The sequence below is a fragment of the Pantoea sp. PvP021 genome (genome assembly GCF_054056055.1).
Genome location: NZ_JBSRXX010000001.1, coordinates 249231 through 275092, shown reverse-complemented (window position 1 = coordinate 275092; position 25862 = coordinate 249231). Strand labels below are relative to the sequence as shown.

Genomic DNA, 25862 nt, shown 5'->3' with positions numbered 1-25862 from the left:
TCCTGCTGCTGAGAAAAACAACAATATGATTAACACCCTTAAACTTTCCTCTGATTTTCGTCGCAGTTTCCTGCGTGAGGTATTGGTGCCGCTGGTCGCTATCTTACTGCTGACGTTTGTAGGTGCAGGCGCTGCGCTCTTTGTTGGTACCTCACTCACCAATACGGAGGCCCGCCATCAGCAGCAACGGATGATTGAAGCCTCTTTTTCACAGAGTCTGAATGAGCATCTGCGCCAGCTGCATAGCCTGTCGCGCTGGGGACCCTTTGAGCAGCATCTGGCGGAGGGCAACAGCAGCAGGTGGCTGGATGAGAACATTGGGCTGTGGCTGTATGAGATGTTCGGCCATCAGCTGATTCTGGTGCTGGACCAGCAAAATCAGATTGTCAGAGTCTGGCGCGAAGGCCAGCCGGTCTCCGCCCCTGAAAATGACCCGCTGATTGGTGAGGTGCTGCAAAGCCCGCTGGTCAACGATCCGGCGCGCCACGATAACGCGGATTATGTCCGTGTGACAAACCGTGCCGCCGCGCTGGCTGTAGGTAACATCCAGCGGGAGAGCAATGCCCTGCCGCGTTTCCGGCTGGTGAGCCTGAAATTTCTTGATGACGGCTATCTGACGGGCCTGGCGGAACGCAATCAGCTGCAGGGGCTGCACTTCTCCGACGGCACGCCACAGCCGGGAATCGGTGCGCGCTATCTGCTGATCGCGCAGGCGGGTGAGGCGGTTGGCTATCTGAACTGGATCCCCTCCCGTCCCGGTGCGCAGATGCTGCGCACCATCGGGCCATCTACCGGGCTGGCGGTACTGGCGATATCCCTGCTGTGCCTTTATATGGTGCGGCGACTCTGGAATTCGTCGGTGAACCTCTCGCAATCCATGCTCAGGCTCGGCGCGTCGGAGGCTCAGGCACAGCACCTGGCGTTTCATGATGTGCTGACCGGCCTGCCGAACCGCGCACTGGTCGAAGACCGCTTAACCCAGGCGCTGGCCCTGGCGACGCGCCACGATCAACGCGTGGCGCTGCTGCTCATCGACCTCGACCGCTTTAAAACCATCAACGATACCCACGGTCATCACGCCGGAGATGAACTGATCATCGCGGTCGCACAGCGCCTGAGCCGTATCGTGCGGGCCAGCGATACGGTAGGACGCATCGGCGGTGATGAATTTATCGTGGTGATGCCAGATGTCGATAATATCGGCCAGGTGCATAGCCTGGCGCAGCGCATTATCGATGAACTGAGTGAGCCTTTTACGCTGTTTGGCAGCGATGTCTGGAGTGGTGCCAGTATCGGACTGGCGCTGGCACCCAAAGATGGGGTTGATCGGCTGGAACTGATGCGCAAAGCGGATATTGCGCTTTATGAGGCCAAAAGCGGCGGGCGCGGCACGTATCGACAGTTTGAACGGGCGATGGATGAGTCGGTGCGGACCCGACAGACCATCGCTGCCGACCTGCGTACGGCGCTGCATACCCATCAGGGGCTGGAGGTGTGGTATCAGCCGCTGATGGATATTGGCGGCCAGCAGATGGTGGGCATCGAAGCGCTGCTGCGCTGGCACCATCCAGCCCGCGGCCTGATTGCGCCTGGCGAATTTATCGCGATTGCCGAAGAGACCGGCCTGATTATTCCGCTGGGCGAATGGGTGCTGGCTGAAGCCTGCGTCACTCAGCAGCGTTTTCCCGAGCTGCTGGTGGCGGTCAACGTCTCGCCGGTACAGTTCCGCTCTACCGGCTTTGTTGAGCGGGTGATGGCGATTGTCAGCCAGAACGGCGGCGATCCGAAGCGCCTGGAACTGGAGATCACCGAAGGGGTGTTAATCGAAGATGAACGCGAAGCACGCGCCATTATTGTGGAGCTGCGTGACGCGGGCTTCCGGATTGCGCTGGATGACTTTGGCACCGGTTACTCCAGCCTGAACTATCTCAGCAACTTTCCGGTGGATAAAATCAAAATCGATCGCTCATTTACCCAGTCGCTGGGCGTGGCGGAAAATTCAGTGGCGATTGTTGAATCGGTGGTGAAACTGGGTCATGCCATGGGTCTGATGGTGACAGCAGAAGGCGTCGAGACGCCAGGGCAGATGTCTGCGCTGGCAGATGCGGGCTGTAATCAGTTGCAGGGCTATCTGTTCAGTCAGGCGGTGCCCGCCGATCAGCTCTCAGCACTGATGAAAACGATTGCGCCAGACAACGCGCAGCACGAGTGATCGCTGATGTGGAAAGCCTGAGCACAACGTTGTGCTCAGGCTTTCCGGCTGCGTGATGCATCTGAGATCAGAAGATCAACATCACCCTTTACCCGTCGTCGCGGGAAATTAAACCCCCAGGCTATCCAGCAGCGCGGCAGAATGGGCGACCGCGCCAAAGATGCCGCCCTGCATATGGATCATGCTCAGCGCCGCCTCATGATGACGCTGCTCGGTCGCAGCGCAGCAATCGGACAACACCAGGCACTCAAAGCCGCGATCGTTGGCTTCGCGCAGCGTGGTGTGGACGCAGACGTCGGTGGTAATGCCGGTGAGGATCAGATTACGGATGCCGCGACTGCGCAATATCAGCTCCAGATCGGTGGCATAAAACGATCCCTTACCCGGCTTATCAATCACCACTTCACCCGGCAGCGGTGCCAGCTCCGGGATAATCTCCCAGCCCGGTTCACCGCGCACCAGAATACGGCCGCACGGTCCGTCATCCCCGATCCCGGCGTTCATTCGCCGCGAGCGCCAGCGTTTGTTGGCGGGCAAATCACTGAGATCGGGCCGGTGCCCTTCGCGGGTATGAATAACCGGAAACTGCCGGGCGCGCATCGCCGCCAGCACCTGCTGCAACGGGACAATGGGGGCGCGGGTCAGACTCACGTCATAGCCCATGCTGTCGACATAACCGCCCACGCCACAGAAGTCGGTCTGCATATCAATCACGATCAGCGCGGTGTCAGCCGGCGTAAAAGTGCCGTCAAACGGCCAGGCGTAGGGGGTTGAATTAACGCTGTAGTCGGGCATTGCTGTTCTCCATTACCGGGCGCGGCATGCGCATTCTGCTGATCACGCTGTAGCTGATGGCGGCAGTTACCAGACCAATAACCGCTTCACCAAATTGAGGGAAAGCGACGTGGGCGATCACCGCACACAGGCTGCCAATCGCCCAGGCGGCAAACGCAGTACCACGAAAACGCTGCGCCGGACGCTGCTCGCTGATGCGCGCCATAAAAATTAAATCCACGATCATCACGGCACCAAACGGCGGCACCACAATGCCAAGCAGGCTGAGCCACTCCAGGAAGTAAGACCAGACGCCCGCCAGCGCCAGTACGCCGCCAATGGCACCCAGGATCAGCGTCCAGAGCCGCATTTTGCTGCTGAACAGATGACTGAAGCCTACCGCCCCGTTATAGAGGCAGTGTGTGCAGACCGATCCGAGATTGATAAAGACAAACAGGCAGGCCACTACCGACAAAAAGGCGCTGTGCCCCATCAGCATCGGCAGGAAGTTACCGCCATTGGTCAGCGGATCAACCGCGGCACCCACGGCCACAATCACCACACCGAACAGGTAAGAGATAACATTGGCAACCGGGAAGGCAGAAAACGCGGCGATCACCGCCGAACGGCCATTCTTCGACCAGCGGGTAAAGTCAGCGGTCATGGTGCCGGAGTCAGCAAAACCGGCCACCACCATGGTGACGGCGGTGCCCATACTCATTGCACCGGCTGCGCTGGCGCTGCCCTTCCACTGCGTCACCACGGAGAAGTCGTGCTGTTTACTAATCAGCCACAGCGCCACCATTCCCAGCACCACAAACAGCGGCGCGGCGATCATCCCCAGTACCGACAACGCCCGCACGCCCAGGAAGGTAATGCTGGTATAGAGGATCATGGCAAAGGCCGTCACCGCCAGCGCATTCCAGCCGAAGGTCTGATTAATGACCGTGCCGGTAAGGCCGGTCTGGAAGGCATACCAGCCGATCACCACCGTCGAGAGAAAACCCGAGACCAGGATGTAGCCTTTGCTGCCAAAGGTGCGTCTGGCCTGCAGGGCGAAATTCATTCCGCTATTACCGGCGTACCAGCTCAGCGCGCCGACATAGGCGAACAGCACCAGATTTCCCAGCAGAATAGCAATCAGCGCGGGCCAGAACCCCAGATGCCAGGTGATGATGCCGCCAAACAGCGCATTGGTGAGGATCATCGGAAATCCAAACCAGACGGCCGAGACAGAGCGGGTAGAATGACGGTGCGAAAGCGGTACCGGCTGATGTTCAAACTCCTGCTCCAGCGCAGGCGTAGTAGACGTTTTCATTGGGCGATTCCGGGTTGAAGGTGATTCCACGGCTGAATGCGCTCGAAAGCGGCACTGGCAGCCAGCACTAAGGCATCATCAAGATGACGTCCGACAATCTGCAGACCGATGGGCAAGCCGCTGGCAGTAAAACCGGCGGGCACGGACGCGGCGGGCTGACCGGTGAAGTTGAACGGGTAGCAGAACGAGAGCCAGTGATCGCTGCGGACCATGCGGCCATCAATGATCTCCGGTCCCTGCATCCCCAGCGGAAACGGCGGCACCGCCAGCGTCGGGGTAATCAGCAGGTCAAAGCGCTGCATAAAGCGCCACAGGCAGTTGCTGACCGCTTTGCGGGTGGTGATGGCATCGGTGAAGTTTTCCGCCCGCCAGTCGCGCTGCAGCATGGCGACCAGATGCGGCGACATCTCGCCGCCCTGCTCCGCCAGCATCTGGCGCATGCCGGTGAGATCGCTCTCCATCGCCACCAGCGCGCCAAAGGCCGCCGACGGATCAGGGAAGCCGGGATCGGCCAGTTCCAGTTCAGCACCGATTTCAGCGGCAAAACGCTGCACCGCCGCGCTGACCACTGCCCGCACTTCCGGATCAACGGCCACATAGCCAAAATCTGCGCTGAAGGCGATGCGCAGTTTGCCTGGCAGATGGTGTGGCGCGCCCAGCCAGTCGACATCGCTGCAGGGAATCGAGTGGCGATCGCGCATATCCGGTCCTGCCATCAGCGACATCATCAGCGCGGCATCGCGCACGCTGCGCGTCATCGGACCGATGTGCTCCAGCGACTCCCAGCTCGACACGCCGGGGTAGCGTTCATCACGGCAGCCGGGCCAGAGCGGCACCCGGCCCATCGACGCCTTGAAGCCGAAAATACCGCAGTGCGCCGCCGGAATGCGTACCGACCCGCCGCCGTCGCTGCCCAGTGCAATCGGGCAGAGCCGCGCCGCCACCGCCGCACCCGAACCGGCGCTGGAACCCCCTGGCGTCATGCTCAAATCCCAGGGATTCCGTGGCGACGGAAACAGCGGATTGTGCCCGACCCCGCTGTAGCCAAACTCCGGTGCGGTGGTTTTGCCAAGCAGAATGGCGTCGGCGGCCAGCAACCGTTCCACCGTGATGTCATCATCTTCCGGCACGAAATCTTTGTACGCCGCCGAACCGGAGGTGGTTCTGACGTTTGCGGTGCAGATTAAATCTTTCACCGCCAGCGGTACGCCTGCCAGCGCGCCCAGTGTTTCACCGCGTGCCCGTCGGGCATCCACGGCTCTGGCCTGTGCCATTGCCAGTTCAGGCGTCGGGGTACAAAAAGCCTGTATCGCCGGTTCCCGCTGTTCCATCCGTGCCAGCGCCGCCACGGTCAGCTCGCACGCCGACACGTCCCCGCTGCGAATCAGAGCGGCCATCGTGGTGGCATCTTCGTCTAATAAGGAGTCAAGCATGGGTTACCTCGCCAAAAGTGTACCTGTCGGCTAGTGCATGAAGCGTGCCAGTTAGCGGTGATTCATCCGGTCTGAAACGGGGATGCCAGATGGAATACGGGCTGGGATACAAGATCGAATTCTTATGATGCCAGGTGGAGGCGGCTGTTTATTTTTCCAGCACGATGATGGCGCAGGGCTGCGCGATAAGGGGGCGTAATAGCTGAATGGTTAACGGGCTGGCTGAAGTCTGTTTTGACGTGTTCGATGGTCTGGAGTGCCTGGGCGATTTCCGCCATATCAGCTTTGCAGGATTAGGCAGTGCTGTCGTTTTCAAAAGCGTACTCCTGGCGTTAATTGCACACCATGAAAGCTTCTTTATAGGCGGTTTTGTTTTCCAGGCTGCATCAGGAGAGATCGTTGACCGCAGTCGCCCGACACCCCTTGAGGAGATCTACGATGCTTTGTTTGGGTTAAAAAATGAACTACGCTACAATCGCCAGACAGGGTTGCCAAAGAAAGCGCCGCAACCTTTAATCCCGGACTGTTTCCGGGCTTATAAAGTAGTGACTACAGGGAGAGCTTGCTATGTCGTTTTACAATAAACACGATGAAACAACCCCTTTGGCTCCGGTCGAAACCAGGTATAAGGAGTTAAGGGCACTATTGATTGCTGAATGGCTGGCCAGACCCGATCTGCCCGCCATTAAAGCCCAGTTAGCTCAGAGGAAAAAACGCTCGTCGTCTGCCCTGTTACGCCGCAAGTTGAAAGAGCTGAATGCGCGCGAAATGCAGAAAGCTAAGATCAGCGCTTAACGCTTAAAGGCCCGATAACGGGCCTTTCGTATTTTTATCAGCTTCTGGCTCACTCGCAGACGGCTTTCCGCCACCCGCAACTCACCTCTACTCCGGAAAATCCGTCTCCACCGACGTCTGTTTCCACGCTTCGATCTCAGCCAGCCGCTCTTTAAGCTTGCTGGTTACGGCATCATGGCCCCAGGCACCCATCACCAGATGGCGTGGCGGGTTATCATGCTCAGTGATGGCGATCATTGCCGTGGCGGCCCGCGCCGGATCGCCCTTCTGCGTGCCGCTGTACTCGGCGGTGGCTTTCATACGCGCGGCTGCAGTCTCTGCATAGTCTGGCAGCGTGCTCGGCGTCTGATGCAGTGAGCGTCCGGCCCAGTCGGTGCGGAACGGACCTGGCTCGACACAGGTGACGCGAATGCCCAGCGGTCCCGCTTCCAGCGCCAGCGAATCTGACCAGCCTTCCACCGCATGTTTGCTGGCAGAGTAGTAGCCTGAGCTGGCAAAGCCAATTAAGCCTGCCACCGAGGTAATGTTGATGACGTGGCCGCTGCGCGCCTTTCTCATCGCGGGCAGCACGGCGCGGGTCAGGGCAAACAGGCCAAAGACGTTGGCATCAAACTGCGCGCGGATTTCGCTTTCCACACCCTCTTCCACCGAGCTCTGATAGCCGTAACCGGCGTTGTTTACCAGCACATCAATGGTGCCGAACCTGTCGAGTGCCGTTTTGACGGCCTGGTCGATGCTCGCCTGGTGGGTCACATCCAGCGCTACTGCCAGCGCGTTGTCGTATCCCTCAACCAGATCGGCAATGGAAGAGGTATCACGTGCCGTCACGACGACCTTAAAACCACGCGCGATGGTCTGCTGCGCCAGTTCACGACCAAATCCGGTCGAACATCCCGATATTAACCAGACAGGGCTGGAGTGAGCAGTCATGGTAAGACTCCCGTTGATGATGATGAAGTGACTGGAGACCCGGACGCGAGTGCATCCGGGATTTAAGGTTAGCGAGGCGCGACCGCCCCACTTAGCCCTTAATGCTTTTTATTGAACAGCTGGCTGGCGGTGTCGCTGATGATCTGTGCCGCACCGCGATCGCCTTTCACCATCGACGCCATAAAGGCTTTCGCCTGTTTAAAGGTGATGTGCGGCGGTAACGGGGCAACTTCCGGATCGGTTTTCACCTCCAGCAATACCGGGCGATCGGCGCTGAGCGCACGCTGCCATGCCGCCGCCAGATCGTCAGGATTATCGACAAAAATACCGACCATTCCCAGCGACTGCGCAAACTCGGCATACTTCACATCCGGCAGTTGCTGCGAGGCGTCAAAGCGGGGATTCCCCTCCATGACCCGCTGCTCCCAGGTGACCTGATTGAGATCCTGGTTGTTGAACACGCAGACGATCAGGCGTGGATCGGCCCACTGCTGCCAGTATTTCTGGATGGTGATCAGCTCCGCCATGTTGTTCATCTGCATCGCACCGTCACCCACCAGCGCCACCACCGGTTTGTCGGGGTGGGCAAATTTTGCGGCAATCGCATAAGGCACCGCCGCGCCCATACAGGCCAGACCGCCGGAAAGCGAGGCGCGCTGACCCTGCTTAACCCGATAGTCGCGGGCGAACCAGTTGGCACAGGAACCAGAGTCCGAGGTGACAATGGCGTTATCCGGCAGTTGTGGCGACATCTCCCACACCACCCGCTGCGGGTTGACCGGATTAGCGGGTGCCATGGCGCGCTCTTCCATCAGCGTCCACCAGTCGCGCACCTGAAGCGCGATATCTTCCTGCCAGCTGCGATCCTCTTTGTGCTCCAGCAGCGGCAGCAGGGCGCGCAGGGTTTCAGCCGCATCGCCATGCAGGTTCACTTCGCTGGGATAGCGCAGGCCGAGCATGGCGGGATCGATGTCGATCTGCACCGCACGCGCCTTGCCCTCTTCCGGCAGGAATTCTGTCCACGGGAAGCCGCTGCCGATCATTAGCAAGGTGTCGCAGTTCTGCATTAAATCGGATGAGGGCTTCGTGCCCAGCAGGCCAATCGAACCGGTCACAAACGGCGCATCGTCCGGCAGCACATCTTTGCCCAGCAGCGCTTTTGCCACGCCCGCACCCAGCACATTGGCGACCTGTACCACCTCGACGGCGGCGTTACGTGCGCCTGCGCCAATCAGAATCGCCACTTTTTTGCCGGCGTTAAGCACCTCAGCGGCGCGTTGCAGATCCGCTTCATAAGGGATCACTTTGGGACGCTGATAGCCGCTGCCGGAATGGGTAAAACCGTGCAGATGCTGCGGCGGCTGCCACTCTTCATCCTGAATATCTTTAGGGATGATGATCACCGCCACGCCGTTTTGCGCTTTGGCGATGCGCACGCCCCGGTCGAGCAGATGGCGAACCTGGGTTGAAGTCGAAGCTTCCTGAACGAAGTTGGCAACATCCGAGAAGATGCGATCCAGGTTCATCTCCTGCTGATAACTGGAGCCGCGCGCGGTCGCTTCCGCCTGGCCGGCAATCGCCAGCACCGGAGCATGATCCATTTTGGCGTCATAGAGTCCGGTCAGCAGATGGGTCGCGCCCGGCCCGCCGGTAGAGAGGCAGACGCCCAGCTCACCGGTGAATTTGGCGTGTCCTGCCGCCATAAAGGCCGCCATCTCTTCGTGGCGTACCTGAATAAATTCGATGCCGTCGCCTTTGGCGTTAGCACGCTGAATGGCGCCCAGCACCCCATTGATGCCATCTCCCGGATAGCCATAGATGCGTGTGACGCCCCACTCTTTCAGGCGCTGGACAAAAAAATCACTGGTTTTCATGCTCATCGTCGCGTTTCCCCTTGTAGTCCATGCAGACTTAAAGCGTAGTAGACGATGCGCAATCGCCGTTAATTGTTCGCCATTGCCGGGTATCGCTGACGCAAATCACTGAATATTTGTGCCATATCCGCCGTTTCGCCTATCTCTGCCACCGCCCGGAATACCTGGGTTTTCAGGAAGTGACGCCAGCTCACCGGCGCGCTTGCCAGAAAGGCGGTCAGTAACTGATAACGCTGTGGCGTCCAGAGCATTTCGAAGCGACTCCGTGCTTCGCCGTGCTCAAAATGGTGCGCAGCCTGCTGCGGCATCGTGGCGCGCAGGTGCTCCGTTGCTGCCCGATCCACGTGGTGATCAACCACTACCACGCCATACTGCGTCCTGGCTGCCGCGACGCTGAGATAACCGCAGCGCACATCCTGCATCACCGCATCGGCATCGCGCTGTGTCGGCAGGCCATAACCGCCCGCGCCGGGTCCGCGCACTTCGACCACGTCACCCGGCAGGCAGTGGATCACATCAGTGTTACCGTGATTGATGACCTCACCGTCGCGCCGGGTACGGAAGTAAGAGAGCGCCCCACTCTGGCCGCCGACGACACCCGCCGAGGCAAACACCGATCGGTTACGGTTGCGCGCGGTAATGGTGGTATTGGGCGAGAAAACCTCAAATGCCATTTCGGTGGCTAAACCGCCGCGATAGCGACCGGCTCCGGCGCTGTCCTGGGCCAGTCCGTAGCGATGAAAGCGGATTGGCACTTCCGCTTCGTTGATCTCAATCGGGGTGTTTTTCAGAAAGGCTGAAAGACCGCCGGAGCCGTCAGGCCCATCGTGACGCGGCGTGCCGCCCGCGCCGCCGCCCACCGGACCCAGCGAGGCGACCACACTGCGATTCTGCGTCTGGGTACGAATGTTCATGATTGAGTTGCCGCCCGGTGAATTCGCAGGCAAACGCTCCGGCATCGCCAGCGAGAAAACGCCGATAGTGGCAATCTGCGACAGTGCACAGGTCAGCGAGCGCATTCCCACCGCTGCGGGCGCTTCACAGTTCATGACCGTGCCAGGCGGCAGGATTGCCCGGGTGGGTCGCAGCGTACCGGCGTTAAGCAGCAGTGAACGGTCCAGCGTGGAGAGCACATAGGTAACACCCACCAGCGCCAGCGGATGTCGCTCACGTCCGCCAGTCGGCATATTCAGCGACGAGGCCAGCTGCGGGTCGCTGCCGGTGTAGTCCAGCTCCAGCTGTTCGCCCTGCACCCGCAGAGTAATGGCGATCCGGCAGGGATAACCGCCCTCGCCATCTTCATCGGCGTAGTCGGCATAGAAGTATTCCCCGTCGGGAATGGTTTTGATAATGCTGCGCGCCTGCGCTTCGGCGTAATCGAGAATGCCCTCAATGCCCTGCAAAAAATCGGCGATGCCAAAGCGGGCAATAATGTCGTGGATTTTACGCTCGCCGACGTTCACCGACGCCAGCTGGGCTTTGAAATCGCCCCAGTTCTGATCCGGCACCCGCACATTGAGCCGCATGATGCTGGCGACCTCTTCGTTGAGCTGACCCTGCCGCATGATCTTCAGCGGCGGGATGCGAATCCCCTCCTGCACGATATCGGTCAGCGAGCGCGACAGTGAGGCAGGCACCGCGCCGCCGACGTCGGTGTTATGAATGTGGCCCACAACGAAGCAGACAATTTCACCCTGGTGGAACACCGGTTTCCAGATGTGGATATCGGGCGAGTGGGTCGCCACGTTGCCGGCGTAGGCGTCGTTGGTAATGCAGATGTCGCCGTCTGCATACTCTTCAATCAGCGCCAGTACCGGCGCATAATCGATGCCGCTGTACCAGGGCGCGCCGAAGCTGCGCGGCGAGGCAAACGCCAGGCCGCTGCGGCTGACAATCTGACAGGAGAAATCTTCCGTCTCTTTCACAAAGGTGGAGTGCGCCGTGCGCATCAGGGTAAAGGCCATCGCATCGGCAGCGGCGGCGCAGTAGTTCGCCAGGATCTGTAAGTTACGTCCATCAATCGCCATGTTATGCCTCGTTCGCCGTGATCAGCAGATTACCGAATGAATCGACCGTGACGCCCATGCCGGGCGGCACGCAGGTGGTGCAGTCATCCTGGGCGATGATGACCGGGCCACTGAGCTGATGGCCGGCACGCAGCACCGAACGCAGCACTAAATCAACCTGATGCCAGCCGCCGTCGATCCACGCCCTGGTCTGTTTCAGTACCAGCACCGGTTCCGTGGCCGGAGCCAGCGGGTTAATCACCGGTTTCGGCGTCGGTGATGCAATCACCAGCCGCAGGTTGATCAACTGCACCGGCGCCTGCGGGTCACAGTGACCAAACAGCTGCTGGTGCTGGCGATCAAAGGCGTCATGCAGCGCAGTGAAATCCGCCTGCGCCAGCCAGTTCGCCTCCAGCGGTACGTCGATCTCAAACGACTGACCGCGATAGCGCATATCCGCGCTGAACTGCAGGCTGTAAGGCATATCGCTGCCGTGCTCCTGGGCCAGCCAGCCACAGGCGCGTTGCTGTAATGCTTCGGCTTCACTGGCCAGGGTGTCGGCCAGAGCGGGCGTCAGATCGCCGTAGAGCGTGCGAATAAAGTCGTTGCGGATATCCGCCACCAGCCCGCCCAGCGCGGACAGCACGCCCGGCGTCGGCGGCACAATCACCCCTTTCATATTCAGTTCGCGGGCCAGAAAGCAGCCCATCATCGGACCCGCTCCGCCAAAGGCGAGGAACCAGAATTCACGCGGATCGAGACCAAAGCGCGACAGCAGCCCGCTGGTGTCGCTGTACATGCTGGAGATCGCCAGCTGGATGGCGGTTTCTGCCGTTTCCTGCACCGTGACGCCAAGCGCATCCGCCAGCGGCTGCCAGGCCGCGCAGGCGGCGTCCACATCAACAGTGACGGCGTTATAACCCAGCGCGCCATGGCCCATCATGCCGCAGGCGGCGAACGCATCGGTGGCGGTGGGCTGCGTGCCGCCGCGCTGGAAGCAGACCGGGCCAGGCAGCGATCCGGCACTGTCCGGGCCCATCTGCAGCACGCCCTGACCATCGATCCACGCCAGCGAGCCGCCGCCCTGACCCACCGAAGTGACGGCGACAGAAGGAATAAAGATCGGGAAATCCCCGATGATTTCGCCGTTGCCCTGCGCCACTTTGCCGTCGATGATCACCGCCACGTCGGCGCTGGTGCCACCGATATCCAGGCTGAGGATTTTGTCAAAACCACAGGCGCTGGCGAGATAGCTGGCACCAATCACCCCGGATGCGGTGCCGGAGAGCACCATCTGCACGCATTCGCGTTTCGCCTGATCGACGCCCATCACCCCGCCGTTGGATTTGGTGATGCGCGGCGGCGGCCTGACGCCGAGCCGTTGCAGCGCCTGCTCAAAGGATTCCAGGTAGTGGATCACCATCGGCTGCACGTAGGCATTAATGGTGGCGGTAATGGTGCGTTCATATTCACGGATGATCGGCCAGATGTCAGCGGAACAGGAGGTCAGCAGCTCGGGTGCCACCTCGTCGATAATCGCCTTCACCGCCGCTTCATTGTGCCGGTTGCGATAGCTGTGCAGCAGCGACACCACAATGCCCTGACAGCCTGCCGCGCGTGCCTGAGCGATTGCGTCGAGCACGCTCTGGCGATCAGGCGCGTGCAGCACGTTGCCGTGCGCGTCACTGCGTTCACGGATGGCAAACACCCGATCGCGGGTGATCAGCGGAGCAGGACGCCGGGAGAAAAGATCGTGAATATGCGGGATTTTAAGCCGGGCCAGCTCCAGGACATCGCAGAAGCCCTCCGTGGCGAACAGTGCCAGCCGCACGCCACGCCGCTGGATCACCGCATTAATGCCTACCGTGGTGCCGTGGGTGAAGTAGCCAATCTCAGCGGGGTCAATGCCCTGATGCTGCTGAAACTGCGCCAGCCCGGTAACGATTTCGCTGCCTGGCTGATCCGGTCGCGACAGGACTTTCAGGGTGTGAATCTGGTTCGTTTGCTGATCGAGCACGGCGAAATCGGTAAAGGATCCACCAATATCCACGCCAACGCGGTATCGCATATCGGGGTAACTCCAGTGTCAGGAAGGGGGAAATTCCATCAGCGCCTCGGGATGCTGCACCACACGCCAGCCGAGCCGCTGATAGACCTGATGGGCATCCTGGGTTGAGAGCATCCAGCGATGCACCGTTTGCAGCTCCGGGTGTTCACGGACGCAGGTTGCCAGCCAGCTGCCCAGTCCGTGACCGCGCCAGTTTTCATCAATCATTACGTCACACAGCCAGCCAAACCGGGTGTAGTCAGTAATCAGTCGGGCAAAGCCAATCTGGCTCTGCTGGTGATAGAGGCCAAACGGCAGCGAACCGGCAATCGCCCGCACGGTTTTAGCCAGAGGCTGGCCTTTGGCCCAGTAGGACTTATCCGCCAGCTGGATGTGGATCCACGCCAGGTCGAGCCGCTGGCGGCTGGTGGAGACAGTGAACGCCTCGCGCTGCCACTGCTGGTCAGCAATCTGCAATGAGTCCATGACAACTCCTTGTATCGGTTGAAAACAGTGTAAAAGGGTTCGCCCAACGGTTGAGGCTGTAGCGCGCTACAGAACCGGCTGTTGCGACTGAATTTTGCGTCATGAAGAAATTTTATGCTGAGGGGGCATCTGGCACATTAACGGGAGAAGTGAAGCGGATGGGCGAACAAAAGTGCGGCTGGGGTGAATCAGGAAAGAGTAAGCAGAAACAAGGCAGGTGACGGCCCTCTCTCCACCGGTAAACATGGCGAGGGCGACGCCTGGCCGCCCGCTACACGCCGAACTCCACCGAATTGTGCTTGCCGATCAGCGATCGCAACGGCACGCTGCTTTTCATGATCGGGGATTTGATCACGATATAGCTAAAGTACTTATCGATGCCGATCTGAGCGTCGAGCATCTTCTCAATCACTTCCTGGTAATGTTCAATACTGCGGGTAATAAAGCGCAGCAAATAGTCATAGCCGCCAGTGATCAGATGGCACTCCATCAGCTCATCGACGTCGCGCATCGCACTTTCAAATTTCATAAAGTCTTCGCGGCGATGGCCTGACAGAGTGACTTCGGTAAAGACCGTCACCGAATCGGTAATGCGGGTGAGATTAATGTGCGCTTCATAACCGGTGATAAAACCGGCCTGTTCCAGACGTTTGACCCGTTGCAGACAGGGACTGGGCGAAAGGCCTACGGCGTCGGCGAGGTTAACGTTGCTGATACGGCCATCTTTCTGGAGTTGCACCAGGATGTTGATGTCGATGCGGTCGAGTTTCATTAAGCCGTTCATAGCACCCCCCTCATTGTCAGAGCCTGTCCCACCAGGCGTCATTGTTGCAGGCAGTCTGGAGACGGACAGCGCGGAACAACCGGCGCGTACATGGCGTACGTGAGGATTGTAAGCACTGACCAGGTTCAGACTGACAAATGAAATAGCCTGATGGGATAGACGCTTAATTAAATGTGCAGAACCTCCCGAAGGTATATCACGCTTTACCGTAAACGCGCCAGCGCTTCGCAGTGGTTATACCAGCGGGAGATTTTCAAATTACTTTAACAATATCAATGAGGAATGGCACTTTACCCCAACCGGCCTGTGGCGCGGGCCAGCGCAATATCGAAGATATGCAGCGCCTCTTCCAGCTGTGAGTCGGTAGTGACCAGCGGCGCCAGGAAACGGATGGTGTTGCGATGCAGGCCGCATTTGATCAGCAGCAATCCTTCCTGGCAGGCGCTGTCGAGGATCCTCTGGGTTAAGGCCGCATCCGGGCGACCGGTTTCGAAATCGAGGATCTCCACCGCCTGCATAAAGCCTACGCCGCGGACGTCACCGATGCAGGCATATTTATCCGCCAGTTGCCGCAGTCGTGCATTGAGTTGCTCACCAAGCTGGCAGGAGCGCTGCAACAGGTTTTCCTGCTCAAACAGATCCAGTACCGCCAGCGCCGCCGCACAGGCCAGTGCGTTGCCGCCATAAGTACCGCCTAACCCGCCAGGCGTCGGTGCATCCATGATCTCCGCACGCCCCACCACACCGGAAATCGGCAGACCGCCGCCCAGGCTTTTCGCCAGCGTGACTAAATCGGGTTTGATACCCAGTTGCTGGAAGGCGAACATCGTGCCGGTACGCCCGAAGCCGGACTGGATTTCATCACAAATCAGCAGAATACCGTGCTGGCTGGTGATGCGACGCAGCGCCTGCATAAATGCCGGGCCAGCGGGCAGGAAGCCGCCGTCACCCTGAACCGGCTCAATGATAATCGCCGCGACCCGCTCCGGCAGGATCTGCACCGCAAACAGCTGATCCAGCGCTTTCAGGCAGTCCGCTTCAGTAATACCGTGCAGCGGGTTCGGGAAGGGCAGACGGTAAATATCGCCGGGGAACGGGCCAAAATTCTGTTTGTAAGGCGCGGACATGCCGGTCAGGGTGATACCCAGCAGGGTGCGGCCATGAAACGCACCATCAAAAGCGATGATGCCAGAGCGCTGGGTGTGTGAGCGGGCAATCTTCACCGCATTTTCCACCGCTTCCGCGCCGCTGGTAAAGAAGACGCTTTTGTACGCCTCATCGCCGCCCACCAGTTTGTTCAGCCGCTGCGCCAGCTCGATGTAGCCCGGATAGGCCACCACCTGAAAGCAGGCATGAGACACCAGGCCGAGCTGGCGGGTCACCGCATTGACCACCGCCGGGTGATTGTGGCCGACATTCAGCACCCCGATGCCGCCGACAAAGTCGAGATAGCGATTGCCCTCCACGTCCCACACTTCACTGCCTCTGGCGCGTTCGATCACCAGCGGATGGGCGGTAACTACGCCGCGCGGCACGTTCTGCTCGCGTGCATCCAGTAACAGGCTGTTATCGGAGTATGCTTGCTGCTCTGCCATGACATTCTGCATTTTAAACCCTCATCCACGTAACGTTCGGTTGGCTCAAGTATCGCAACCCGCTGGTTTGTCACGCTGCCGTAATTCCTCAGACAGCGGCATTTCCTGTCAAAATCCTGCGGCATTCAGCAGGGAAATTTCTCTGCCAGCGCCTGACGAATCAGCGTGACAAAAACGTTAACGCCATGCGGGATCAGCGCATCGTTGAAGTCGTATGCAGCATGATGCAGCGGCTTGCAGGGTGCCGACCCCAGCCACAGATAGGCACCGGGCCGCGCCTGCAGCATAAAAGCAAAATCTTCTGAGGTAAGTGCGGGCTGGGGCGCGGCCTCAGCCGTAATGCCCGCCTGCGTCAGCGCCTGCAGGCAAAACTGCGCTTCAGCATTACTGTTCAGGGTCGCCGGGTAGTAGCGCAGATAGCTGACCTCTGCGTGCAAACCGTGGGCGGCGGTGATGTGCTCCGCCATCTGACGCAGTCGTGCTTCAATCGTCGCCTGCGCTGCCGGGCTGAAAGTGCGCACCGTGCCGGTGATGTTCGCCTCCGCCGGGATCATGTTGTGCGAAAAGCCGCCCTGCATCCGGGTGACGGTGAGCAGCGCCGTTTCGCACGGATCCAGGGCGCGCGAGACCAGAGTATTCAGCTGCACCACCAGCTCGCTGGTCGCCAGCAGAGTATCGCGCGTCAGATGCGGCTGCGCGGCATGACCGCCTCCGCCCAGTACCCGGATATCAAAGCGATCAGCCGCTGCCATGATCGCGCCAGGGCGGGTCTGTACCTGGCCGAGCGGCAGTTCCGGCCAGTTGTGGATGGCGTAGACCGCCTCACAGGGAAAGCGGCTGAACAGGCCATCGTCAATCATCGCCTTTGCGCCCGCCAGCCCCTCTTCGGCGGGCTGGAAGATAAAGCAGACGCTGCCATCAAAGCTGACGTCGCGCGCCAGTTTTTCTGCGGCTCCCAGCAGCATCACGGTGTGACCGTCGTGGCCGCAGGCGTGGCTCACCTGCTCCAGGCGGCTTTGCCAGTCGGTGCCGCTCTGATCCTGCATCGGCAGCGCATCCATATCAGCCCGCAGGCCGATCATGCGTTCACTGCTGCCCTTTTTCAGTATCCCGACCACGCCGGTTTTACCGATGCCGCGATGCACCTCAATGCCCAGCTGTTGCAGAAAGTTCGCCACGATGTCGCTGGTGCGCTGCTCCTGAAAGCCCAGTTCCGGGTGCGCATGCAGGTCGCGGCGCAATGCCACCAGATGTTCCATCTTAATATCCTCGCGAACGGTCAATCTCACCGTGCAGCGGCTCGCCACGCTGATGGCGCCGCAGATTTTCCAGCAGTGCCGCAATGGCGCTCTCATTCTGCGTCTGGCTGGCGATGTGGGGTGTGAGCCAGATGGCGGGATGGTGCCAGAAGGGATGACCCGGCGGTAACGGCTCCGGGTTGGTCACATCGATCACGGCGGCACGGAGCTGCCCGCTCTCCAGCGCCTGCAGCAGATCGTCCTGATTCAGCTGGGGGCCGCGCCCGGCCTGCACCAGCGCCGCGCCCTGTGGTAGCTGATTAAACAGGGTTCGGTTAAGCAAACCCTGTGTGGTGTCAGTCAGCGGCAGCAGGCAGACCAGAATCTCGCTGTGCGCCAGAAACGCATCGAGCTGATCGTCACCGTGCCAGCAGCGGACGCCGGGAATCTGGCGCGGTGTGCGGCTCCAGCCAGCGCAGTCAAAGCCCAGCGCCACCAGCTGTTGCAGTGCGGCCTGGCCCAGTTCGCCCAGCCCCATGACGCCTACCCGACGCTGCGCGGCAGGTAATACCGCGTGTGCCAGCCACTGCTGCTGGCGTTGCTGATGAAAATAGCGCGGCATGTCGCGATGCAGGCCGAGTACCGCGAAGGTGACATACTCCACCATGCCCTGGGTCAGGCCTGGCTCGATCATTCTGATCACCGGCAGGTCGGGCGGCAGCGCGCCAAGGTCAAACTGATCGGCCCCGGCACCCACGGAGAACAGCAATTTCAGCCGGGGGAAAAGCGCGGTGATGTCAGCCGGTGGCTGCCAGGCGACCAGCGCCTCAACCTGCTCTGGATCGCCGGTCTCAGGCCAGATATGCAGCTGAATGTCAGGCGCATGCGCTGCCAGCCAGCGCTGCCAGATCCGGCCACGTTCCGGCTCCGATTTATAGACGATATGCATCAGGCCATCGCCTGCGTCATCAGTCCAAACGCCTGCATACCCTGCGGTGTCCAGGGCGTGCCGCGCACCATAGTCGCAGGCGCATCGACCTGAGGGATGCCGAGGCTCTGTAGCCAGGCGGCCATCGGCAGCGCGGCATCGGTGTCGATGCGCAGGAATTCCCCCTGCAGCGACTGCATCAGCGAGGCGACCAGCGCCTTCGCTACCGCGAAGTCTCCCGCGATGATCGGGCCTATCGCCCAGCCGTGACCAAAGCGGCGCAGGCTGGCGAAGCCCTGAATTTGCTGTTGGTCATCCTGCAACAGCACCGTCTGGCAGTCGCGCAGCAGGTGGTCGAACAGTGCCGGACGATGCATGCCGTGCGCCTGCTGATCCAGCGTCACCAGTGTGGCGTGATCGGCCAGTGTTGCCGGACGCAGCTGCAGTCCCGCCGGGATCACGACGTCTGGAAGGGTGGTCACTGCGCGGGTCTGGTGCTGGCGAATCTCACCGCAACTGACAAACCCGAGTTTTTCATACAAACCTTTGCCCATTTCGGTGGCGTGCAGACGCACATTACAGTCGGGTAATTTTTCCAGTTGCGCCAGCATCAGCTGTTTGCCAAGGCCACGCCCCTGCTGCTGGTTATCGACGATCACCAGCCCCAGCGTGGCGGCGCGCTCGCCCCAGCGCCAGAGCACCGCGCTCGCAATCAGCTTGCCCTGCTCTTCAATCACCGTGCCCTCGCCCAGCTGCAGCGCCAGCGCCCAGTCTTCACGTCGGTGGGGCCATTTCAGTGCCTGCGTTAAGGTGAAACAGGGGTCGATATCGTCCGGCGTCATTGCGCGTATTTTCAGGCTCATTGCAGGTCTCCTTACATCATGCCTGGCGTTTCAAGTCCGCTGCCGTCAACCAGACGGCTGTAGCGATAAGGGGTGGGATCAACGACTGGCGTGGCTTCGGTCGCCAGATCGGCTGCCAGTCGTCCGGCACCCGGTCCGATACCGAAGCCATGGGCGCTGTAGCCCGCCGAGAGCACCAGCCCCGGCAGTTTCGCCACGGTGGAGATCACCGGAATCGCGTCCGGGGTGCTGTCAATCATGCCGCCCCACGACTGCGCCAGCCGCAGGTTCGCCAGCGCCGGATATTCACGCCGCATCGCCGCCAGTCCCTCTTCCACGATCGTTGCATCGGCTGCCGGATCGAGAATGCGCATGCGCTCAAACGGCGACTCGCGGTCAAATGCCCAGCCACCCATCGCTTCCGGGCCATTGAAGAACGGCGACAGGCCAAGATTCAGGGTGAGATTCTTGCGGCGGCTTTTAAAGGTCGGATAGAACTGGCGGGCATAGCGCAGCCCCTGCGCGCCAGGTTCCAGACGCCCGCGACCCGAGACGGAGACGGTGTAACTGCCGTCCATCTGTGGCCGACAGGCAAAGCCAGGTGTGTAGAGTGGCATGGCAATCGCCTGCTCAATGGGCTGCGTGCGGAAGGCGGTACCAATCACGTTGCCCAGCGGCAGATCGATACCGTGACGACGGCAGAACATGGAGGTCCAGGCCCCGGCGGCACAGATCACCCGGCTGGTTTTGATCAGGCCGCGCTCGGTCCAGACGCCGCTGACCCGTCCGGCGGCGATATCCAGCCCGCGCACCGCACATTGCTGAAACAGCAGCGCGCCTTTTTTCAGCGCGCCCGCCACCAGCCCGGGCGCGGCCAGCCGTGGTTCGGCGTGACCGTCAGTTGGCGCTGAGAGACCGCCCCGCCAGTTTGTGGTGCTGCCGGGCGTCATCGCTTTGGCCTGCTCCGCCGTGAGGATCGAACTGCGCACGCCATAGCCTTTTGCCATCTGGATCCACTTATCCCAGGCCGCAATGTCCGACTCTTCCTGCGTGGCGTAAACCAGCCCGCTGCGGCGGAAACCCAGCTCCTCGCCGGTTTCATCGTTAAGCTCACCCCAGCGTTGCAGCGCATAAATAATCAGCGGCAATTCGCGCTCATCGCGGTTCTGCTGGCGACACCAGCCCCAGTTACGGCTCGACTGCTCCGCTCCTACCAGGCCTTTTTCGATTAGCACGACCTTCAGTCCCTGCTTCGCCAGCTCCCAGGTGGCGGCGGCTCCGGCGATACCGGCGCCAATCACCACTACATCGGCGGAATCGGGAAAATTCGCACTGTCCTGTACATAACGAATCGGTGCAGGCATAACAAGACTACCTCTGTTGTCAGTATCTGGTCTGGCACAGTGCGATATCGCCGCGGTGCCTTGACCCGTGCCGCCCGCGCATTACATCAGTGCTGTGCAGGCGGATTAATCAGGGTGCCAGTTGCTTCAGGCAACTCACTCTGCTTTTAAAATCTCTTCATGCTCATCCAGCCAGCCCTGACGCAGCTCCGGCACCGCGCGTTTCAGCCGCTCGAAATACAATTCGCTGGTCGGCTTGTCGTAGTCGCTGCGCGCCAGCTGGGTGACGATGCGACCGCTCTTCATCACCACGATTTCATCACACACCGCGCGTACCGCATGCATGTCGTGGCTGATGAAGATCACCGAAAGTCCCAGTTCGCGGCGCAGTTCGCTGATTAAGTCGAGAACGGCGGCGGCAACCACTGTATCCAGCGCCGAGGTCACTTCATCACACAGAATCAGATCCGGCTCAGCCGCCAGTGCGCGCGCCAGATTGACGCGCTGCTTCTGCCCGCCGGAGAGCGCCCAGGGACGCCGCCACAGCACGCTGCGCGGAAGCTGCACCAGATCCAGCAGCTGATAAAGCCGCTGCTGTCGGGCCGCACCGCTCAGACCGTGAAACAGCGTCAGCGGACGCGACAGGATGCGTTCAACGCTGTGGGCCGGGTTCAGCGCGGTGTCTGCCATCTGGAATACATATTGAATGCGGCGCAGCTCGTTGTCAGGCCGTTTTTGCATATCGCCCGAGATGTAGTGGCCGTTGAACAGAATATGGCCGTGGCTTGGAGCGTTGAGTCCGGCAATAGCGTGCGCCAGGGTGGTTTTACCTGAGCCTGACTCACCAATGATGCCAATCGCCTGCCCTTTCCACAGCCTGAGATTGATATCTTCCAGAATGCGTATTTTCGGATAGCCGTCGCTGCCACGCGGACCATAACCTGCGCTGAGGTCGCGCACCTCAAGCAGCGGCTGAATATCGGCGGCAACCGGGCACCAGTTGCTGGGCCGCTCTTTCTGCCGCGCCGCCTCCATCAGTAAGCGGGTGTACTCCGCCTGCGGTGCGCCGATCAGATGCGCGGTGCTGCCATACTCCGCCATTTTGCCGCGCAGTAGCACCAGTATCCGGTCTGCCATCTGCGCCACCACGGCTAAATCGTGACTGACGTAAATCGCCGTGACGCCGCGCTGCACCACCACGCGGCGAAACGCCTTCAGCACTTCCACCTGCGTGGTCACATCCAGCGCGGTAGTAGGTTCATCAAGGATTACCACGTCAGGATCGCCAATCAGCGCCATCGCCGTCATCAGACGCTGCAACTGACCGCCCGACACCTGGTGCGGGAAGCGGTCACCAATGGTCTCGGGGTTGGGCAGCGCCAGTTCGCGGAACAGCTCAATCGCTTTGGCTTTTGCCGCTTTGCGGGTCAGGGTGCCGTGGATAACCACCGGCTCAATCACCTGGTCGAGGATCTTCATGCCCGGATTAAACGACGCTGCCGCGCTCTGGGCGATATAGGCGACTTTGTTGCCACGGAAAGCGCGCAACTGCCCCGGCGTCAGGCTGTTAACGTCGGTGCCGGCAACGTGAATGTTGCCGTCGGCGATGCGGCAGCCGCTGCGGGCGTAACCCATCAGCGCCATCGCGATAGTGGTTTTACCTGAGCCGGATTCGCCAATCAGCGCCAGCACTTCGCCCTTCTGCACGGTAAAGTGAATATCGGAAACCAGGTCGATCTCTTCGCCGCGATCGGTCTGCGCAGTGACGCGCAGTTTATCCACCGAAATCACCGGCATGGCGGTATGTGGTGTCACGTTCATGCTCCCTCCTTCGCCAGCGTCATCGGACGCATCGCCTGCAGGCTGTCAATAAACAGGTTGGCACCAATGGTCAGGCTGGCAATCGCCAGCGCGGGCATCAGCACCGCAGGCGAGCCGTCAAACAGCCCCTGCATATTTTCACGCACCAGCGTGCCCCAGTCGGCGTAGGGCGGCTGAACACCCAGACCGAGGAAGCTCAGGCCGCTCAGCAGCAGCACGATGTAGACAAAGCGCAGACCAAAATCAGTCAGCATCGGGTGCACCATGTTGGGCAGGATATCGTGAATGGCGATATACCAGCGGCTTTCGCCCCGCAGCCGTGACGCCCGGACGTAGTCCATGCTGCGCAGCGAGCTGGCCATGGCAAACGCGATACGAAATGCGCCCGGCCAGTAGGTGAAGACCGCCGTGAGGATCAGCATCGGCAGTGAGGAGCCAAATACCGCGACTATCATCAGCGACAGCACTTTGCCCGGCAGTACCAGCAGCGCGTCGTTGACGCGGCCCAGTACCTCCTCCAGCCAGCGCCCCGCCACCGCTGCCAGCAGCGCCAGCAGCGTGCCGATCAGGCTGGCCAGCAGCGCCGCACTCAGCGCCAGACCGATAGAGAACTTCGCGCCATAGAGAATGCGGCTCAGCATGTCGCGCCCAAGGTAGTCGGTGCCCAGCAGGTTATCGGACGTCAGGCCGCCCATCAGCGGGCCGCCGCCGATGTCATCAATGCTGTGCGGGGCCAGCGGGGTGCCGAATACCGCCATCAGCAGCCAGAACAGCGACATTATCAGACCCAGCCGTCCCGACCAGGAGAGCGACTGTAAGAAACGCCAGGGCAACGAGAGAATATTCATGCGCTTCTCCATTTCGGGTTAAAGGCGATAGTCAGAATGTCTGCCGCCAGCAGCAGGACCAGATAGCAGGCGGCGAACAGCATCACGCAGAGCTGCACCACCGGCAGGTCGCGGTTACTGACCGCATCCACCAGTTGGCTGGCGAGACCGGGATAGCTGAAGATGGTTTCGATGATGATTACCCCGCCAAACAGATAGGAGAGGCTGAGTGAAATGGCATTGGCGATGGGGCCGACCGCGTTAGGCAGTGCGTGACGCAGCACCGCTCTCAGCGGTGAAACCCCTTTCAGCAGCGCCATCTCCAGATAAGGGCTGTCGAGCTGGTTGATAATGGCTGCCCGCGTCATACGTGCCATCTGCGCCACCAGCACGCAGCAGAGGGTCAGCACCGGCAGCGCGTAGGCTTTGAGGTAACTCAGCAGGTCGCTATCCGGGCTGCCGAACGACATCGCTGACACCCAGTGCAGCTTGACGGCAAAAATCAGTACCGCCACCGTCGCCACCAGAAACTCCGGCACGGCAACCGTCGCCATGGTGCCGATGACCAGCGCCCGATCGAGTCGGGAACCGCGATTCATCGCCGCAATAATGCCGATAATCAGCGCCAGCGGCACGCAGATCAGCGTGGTATTACCCGCCAGTTCAAAGGTAGCGGGAATACGCTGCGCCACCAGCTGCGAGACCGGCAAATGGCTGGCAAACGAGGTGCCAAAGTCGCCCTGCAACATGCCTGTCAGCCAGTGGAAGTAGCGCATCAGCAAAGGCTGATCGAGACCCAGCTGCTGCCGTAACGCCGCCACCGTTTCCGGCGTGGCGTTCTGGCCGAGGATCATCTGCGCTGCGTCGCCCGGCAGCAGGCTGGTGATGAAAAACACCACCGCCGAGACGATAAGCAAAGTCAGGATGCCGGCACCAATTCGCCGGGCAATCAGGAACAGCATGTATCGGTTCATCGGCGTACTCCTTCCTTAAATAACGTATCAGGCGCTCAGCCACGCAAATTCATGGAAGCGATAGCCCATCATCATGCCTGACGGCCAGGCCTCCACCCCTTTGACCTTTTTGTTATAGCCATCCGTGGAGCTGATAAAGGTCGGGATAAGGGTGCCGCAGTGGTCATAAATCAGCGTCTGCATGTCGCCATACATCTGCTTGCGTTTCGCCTGATCGCGCTCACCGCGTGCCGCGACCACCAGTTGATCAAACTGAGGATTTTTCCAGCCCGATTCGTTATTCGGTGCGGTAGAGAGATAGAACTGTGAGAAGAGCATGTCGAGCGTCGGACGCGGATTTATCGAGCCATATCCCACCGGATCTTTCATCCAGTGCGAAGACCAGTAACCGTCATACGGCACACGTCGCACTTTGATGTTCAGCCCTGCCCCGCGCGCCATCTGCTGGATCATCTGACCGCCTTCATTTGCCCCTTCGATATTCGGCGTGGTGATAATCTCCACCGTGGAGCCGGCCATGCCCGCTTTTTTGATGTGGAACTTCGCTTTTTCAATGTCCAGCGCACGCGGTTTGAGATCGGCGTTATAGAGCGGATGCCACGGCGGCACCGGGGTGTCATTACTGACGTCGCCGTAACCCTGCAGCACCGTTTTCACCAGCATTTCACGTGGCTGCAGATATTTCATCGCCAGCACGAAATCTTCATTGTTACCCGGCTTCACATCGGTGCGGATAATCAGGTTGGTGTACATGCCCGATTTACTCTCCAGCACGCCAAATTCGCTGCTGGCTTTGATGCGTTTGCAGTCGGCAGCGGTCAGCGTGGAGACCATCTGCAGATCGCCTGACATCAGGGCATTAACGCGCGCTGCGCCGTCGGTAACGCCGATGAGTTCTACCTCATCCAGATGTGGCAGACCAGGTTTGTAGTAGTTGGGGTTTTTGGTGCCGATGGTGCGCGTACCCGGCATAAATGTTTTGCAGACAAACGGACCGGTGCCGATGCCTTTGCTGAAATCTTTGGTGCCGTCCGGTACGATCAGAAACGGCGGTGTTGCCAGCATATAAGGGACGTCGAAGTTAGCGCTGCTCAGCTCCAGCTGCACCTCGTTATCATTGACCGCGCTGAAGGTTTTGAACTGATCGGCCAGCTTAAAGGCGATAGAGGCGATGGCCGGATCTTTGTGACGGCTGAGCGAGTAGATGACATCTTTGGCGGTCAGCGGTTTGCCATCATGGAAAGTGACCCCCTTACGCAGTTTGATATGCCAGGTAATGCCGTCGCTGGATTCCAGCGATTCGGCCAGCGCCGGTTGCGCCATCAGGTTTTTATCCAGCTCGGTCAGGCCGCTGTAGAACATGAACTGGCGGGTGTAATCCGCACTGTTGTTACTTTTGGCCGGATCAAGTGTATCGGTGGCCGAGGCATTCGACATCGCTGCCCGCAGTTTACCGCCCCTGACCGGCTTGTAATCCGCCAGTGCCGCCCCTGAAAAAGTGATCAGGCCGCTGCTCATCACCGCACCGGCTGAGAGCATTTTCATCAGACTGCGACGTGAAAGTGAGCCTTCTGTGATCATGCGCGTCAGTGCCGGATTTACCGCATCAGCGTCGTTATTATCAAATTTACTCAT

21 protein-coding genes are annotated in these 25862 nt (G+C 60.1%); 3 read left to right on the top strand and 18 right to left on the bottom strand.

Annotated features, from left to right (window positions below; genetic code table 11):
* Positions 1 to 25: 25 nt before the first annotated feature.
* Positions 26 to 2212 (top strand): putative bifunctional diguanylate cyclase/phosphodiesterase, encoded by a 2187-nt coding sequence (locus ACVKSX_RS01100; protein ID WP_159226541.1) that lies wholly within the window; start codon positions 26 to 28, stop codon positions 2210 to 2212.
* Between the two features lie 108 nt (positions 2213 to 2320).
* On the opposite strand, the gene biuH is transcribed toward ACVKSX_RS01100, so the two are convergent.
* The 3 genes from biuH to ACVKSX_RS01085 are packed head-to-tail and all read right to left on the bottom strand — an operon-like array spanning position 2321 to position 5737.
* Positions 2321 to 3007, bottom strand: a complete 687-nt coding sequence (gene biuH, locus ACVKSX_RS01095) for a biuret amidohydrolase (protein ID WP_159226542.1) — start codon at positions 3005 to 3007, stop codon at positions 2321 to 2323.
* Complete coding sequence (locus tag ACVKSX_RS01090; protein WP_305820418.1) at positions 2988 to 4304, bottom strand: purine-cytosine permease family protein; 1317 nt, start codon at positions 4302 to 4304, stop codon at positions 2988 to 2990. The genes biuH and ACVKSX_RS01090 overlap by 20 nt, the downstream gene beginning before the upstream one ends.
* Positions 4301 to 5737, bottom strand: a complete 1437-nt coding sequence (locus ACVKSX_RS01085) for an amidase (protein ID WP_172608035.1) — start codon at positions 5735 to 5737, stop codon at positions 4301 to 4303. The genes ACVKSX_RS01090 and ACVKSX_RS01085 overlap by 4 nt, the downstream gene beginning before the upstream one ends.
* Positions 5738 to 5943: 206 nt before the next feature.
* Between ACVKSX_RS01085 and ACVKSX_RS01080 the strand changes: the two genes are divergently transcribed.
* A complete protein-coding gene (locus ACVKSX_RS01080) occupies positions 5944 to 6321 on the top strand; it encodes a hypothetical protein (RefSeq protein ID WP_267712455.1) in 378 nt (125 codons plus the stop codon).
* Positions 6305 to 6532, top strand: a complete 228-nt coding sequence (locus ACVKSX_RS01075) for a hypothetical protein (RefSeq protein ID WP_029519618.1) — start codon at positions 6305 to 6307, stop codon at positions 6530 to 6532. The genes ACVKSX_RS01080 and ACVKSX_RS01075 overlap by 17 nt, the downstream gene beginning before the upstream one ends.
* Positions 6533 to 6619: 87 nt before the next feature.
* On the opposite strand, the gene ACVKSX_RS01070 is transcribed toward ACVKSX_RS01075, so the two are convergent.
* From ACVKSX_RS01070 to ACVKSX_RS01000, 15 genes are all read right to left on the bottom strand, one after another.
* On the bottom strand, positions 6620 to 7462 hold the full coding sequence (locus ACVKSX_RS01070; RefSeq protein ID WP_187500170.1) for an oxidoreductase: 843 nt from the start codon (positions 7460 to 7462) through the stop codon (positions 6620 to 6622).
* Positions 7463 to 7560: 98 nt separating this feature from the next.
* Entirely contained in the window at positions 7561 to 9342 is a 1782-nt protein-coding gene (locus tag ACVKSX_RS01065; protein ID WP_033767679.1) for a thiamine pyrophosphate-requiring protein, read from the bottom strand.
* 62 nt (positions 9343 to 9404) lie between these two features.
* Entirely contained in the window at positions 9405 to 11363 is a 1959-nt protein-coding gene (locus ACVKSX_RS01060) for a hydantoinase B/oxoprolinase family protein (protein WP_354438219.1), read from the bottom strand.
* Between the two features lies 1 nt (position 11364).
* A complete protein-coding gene (locus ACVKSX_RS01055) occupies positions 11365 to 13410 on the bottom strand; it encodes a hydantoinase/oxoprolinase family protein (RefSeq protein WP_354438218.1) in 2046 nt (681 codons plus the stop codon).
* Between the two features lie 18 nt (positions 13411 to 13428).
* Entirely contained in the window at positions 13429 to 13875 is a 447-nt protein-coding gene (locus ACVKSX_RS01050) for a GNAT family N-acetyltransferase (protein WP_354438217.1), read from the bottom strand.
* Between the two features lie 271 nt (positions 13876 to 14146).
* Positions 14147 to 14659 carry an Lrp/AsnC family transcriptional regulator gene (locus ACVKSX_RS01045; protein ID WP_010247853.1) on the bottom strand — a complete coding sequence of 171 codons (513 nt, stop codon included), beginning with the start codon at positions 14657 to 14659 and terminating at the stop codon, positions 14147 to 14149.
* Positions 14660 to 14949: 290 nt separating this feature from the next.
* A complete protein-coding gene (gene gabT, locus ACVKSX_RS01040) occupies positions 14950 to 16266 on the bottom strand; it encodes a 4-aminobutyrate--2-oxoglutarate transaminase (RefSeq protein ID WP_172608031.1) in 1317 nt (438 codons plus the stop codon).
* Between the two features lie 113 nt (positions 16267 to 16379).
* Positions 16380 to 17513, bottom strand: a complete 1134-nt coding sequence (locus tag ACVKSX_RS01035) for a M20 aminoacylase family protein (RefSeq protein ID WP_172608030.1) — start codon at positions 17511 to 17513, stop codon at positions 16380 to 16382.
* Position 17514: 1 nt separating this feature from the next.
* Positions 17515 to 18441: a 2-hydroxyacid dehydrogenase gene (locus ACVKSX_RS01030; protein WP_191921409.1), complete on the bottom strand. Its 927-nt coding sequence runs from the start codon at positions 18439 to 18441 to the stop codon at positions 17515 to 17517.
* Complete coding sequence (locus ACVKSX_RS01025; protein ID WP_122458183.1) at positions 18441 to 19283, bottom strand: GNAT family N-acetyltransferase; 843 nt, start codon at positions 19281 to 19283, stop codon at positions 18441 to 18443. The genes ACVKSX_RS01030 and ACVKSX_RS01025 overlap by 1 nt, the downstream gene beginning before the upstream one ends.
* Before the next feature lie 11 nt (positions 19284 to 19294).
* Positions 19295 to 20626 carry an NAD(P)/FAD-dependent oxidoreductase gene (locus ACVKSX_RS01020; protein ID WP_010670909.1) on the bottom strand — a complete coding sequence of 444 codons (1332 nt, stop codon included), beginning with the start codon at positions 20624 to 20626 and terminating at the stop codon, positions 19295 to 19297.
* A gap of 135 nt (positions 20627 to 20761) precedes the next feature.
* Complete coding sequence (locus ACVKSX_RS01015; protein ID WP_033788375.1) at positions 20762 to 22426, bottom strand: ABC transporter ATP-binding protein; 1665 nt, start codon at positions 22424 to 22426, stop codon at positions 20762 to 20764.
* A complete protein-coding gene (locus ACVKSX_RS01010; protein WP_010247873.1) occupies positions 22423 to 23274 on the bottom strand; it encodes an ABC transporter permease in 852 nt (283 codons plus the stop codon). Before ACVKSX_RS01010 ends, ACVKSX_RS01015 begins: the two co-directional genes overlap by 4 nt.
* Entirely contained in the window at positions 23271 to 24227 is a 957-nt protein-coding gene (locus tag ACVKSX_RS01005; RefSeq protein ID WP_354438213.1) for an ABC transporter permease, read from the bottom strand. Before ACVKSX_RS01005 ends, ACVKSX_RS01010 begins: the two co-directional genes overlap by 4 nt.
* A gap of 27 nt (positions 24228 to 24254) precedes the next feature.
* Positions 24255 to 25862 (bottom strand): ABC transporter substrate-binding protein, encoded by a 1608-nt coding sequence (locus ACVKSX_RS01000; protein ID WP_354438212.1) that lies wholly within the window; start codon positions 25860 to 25862, stop codon positions 24255 to 24257.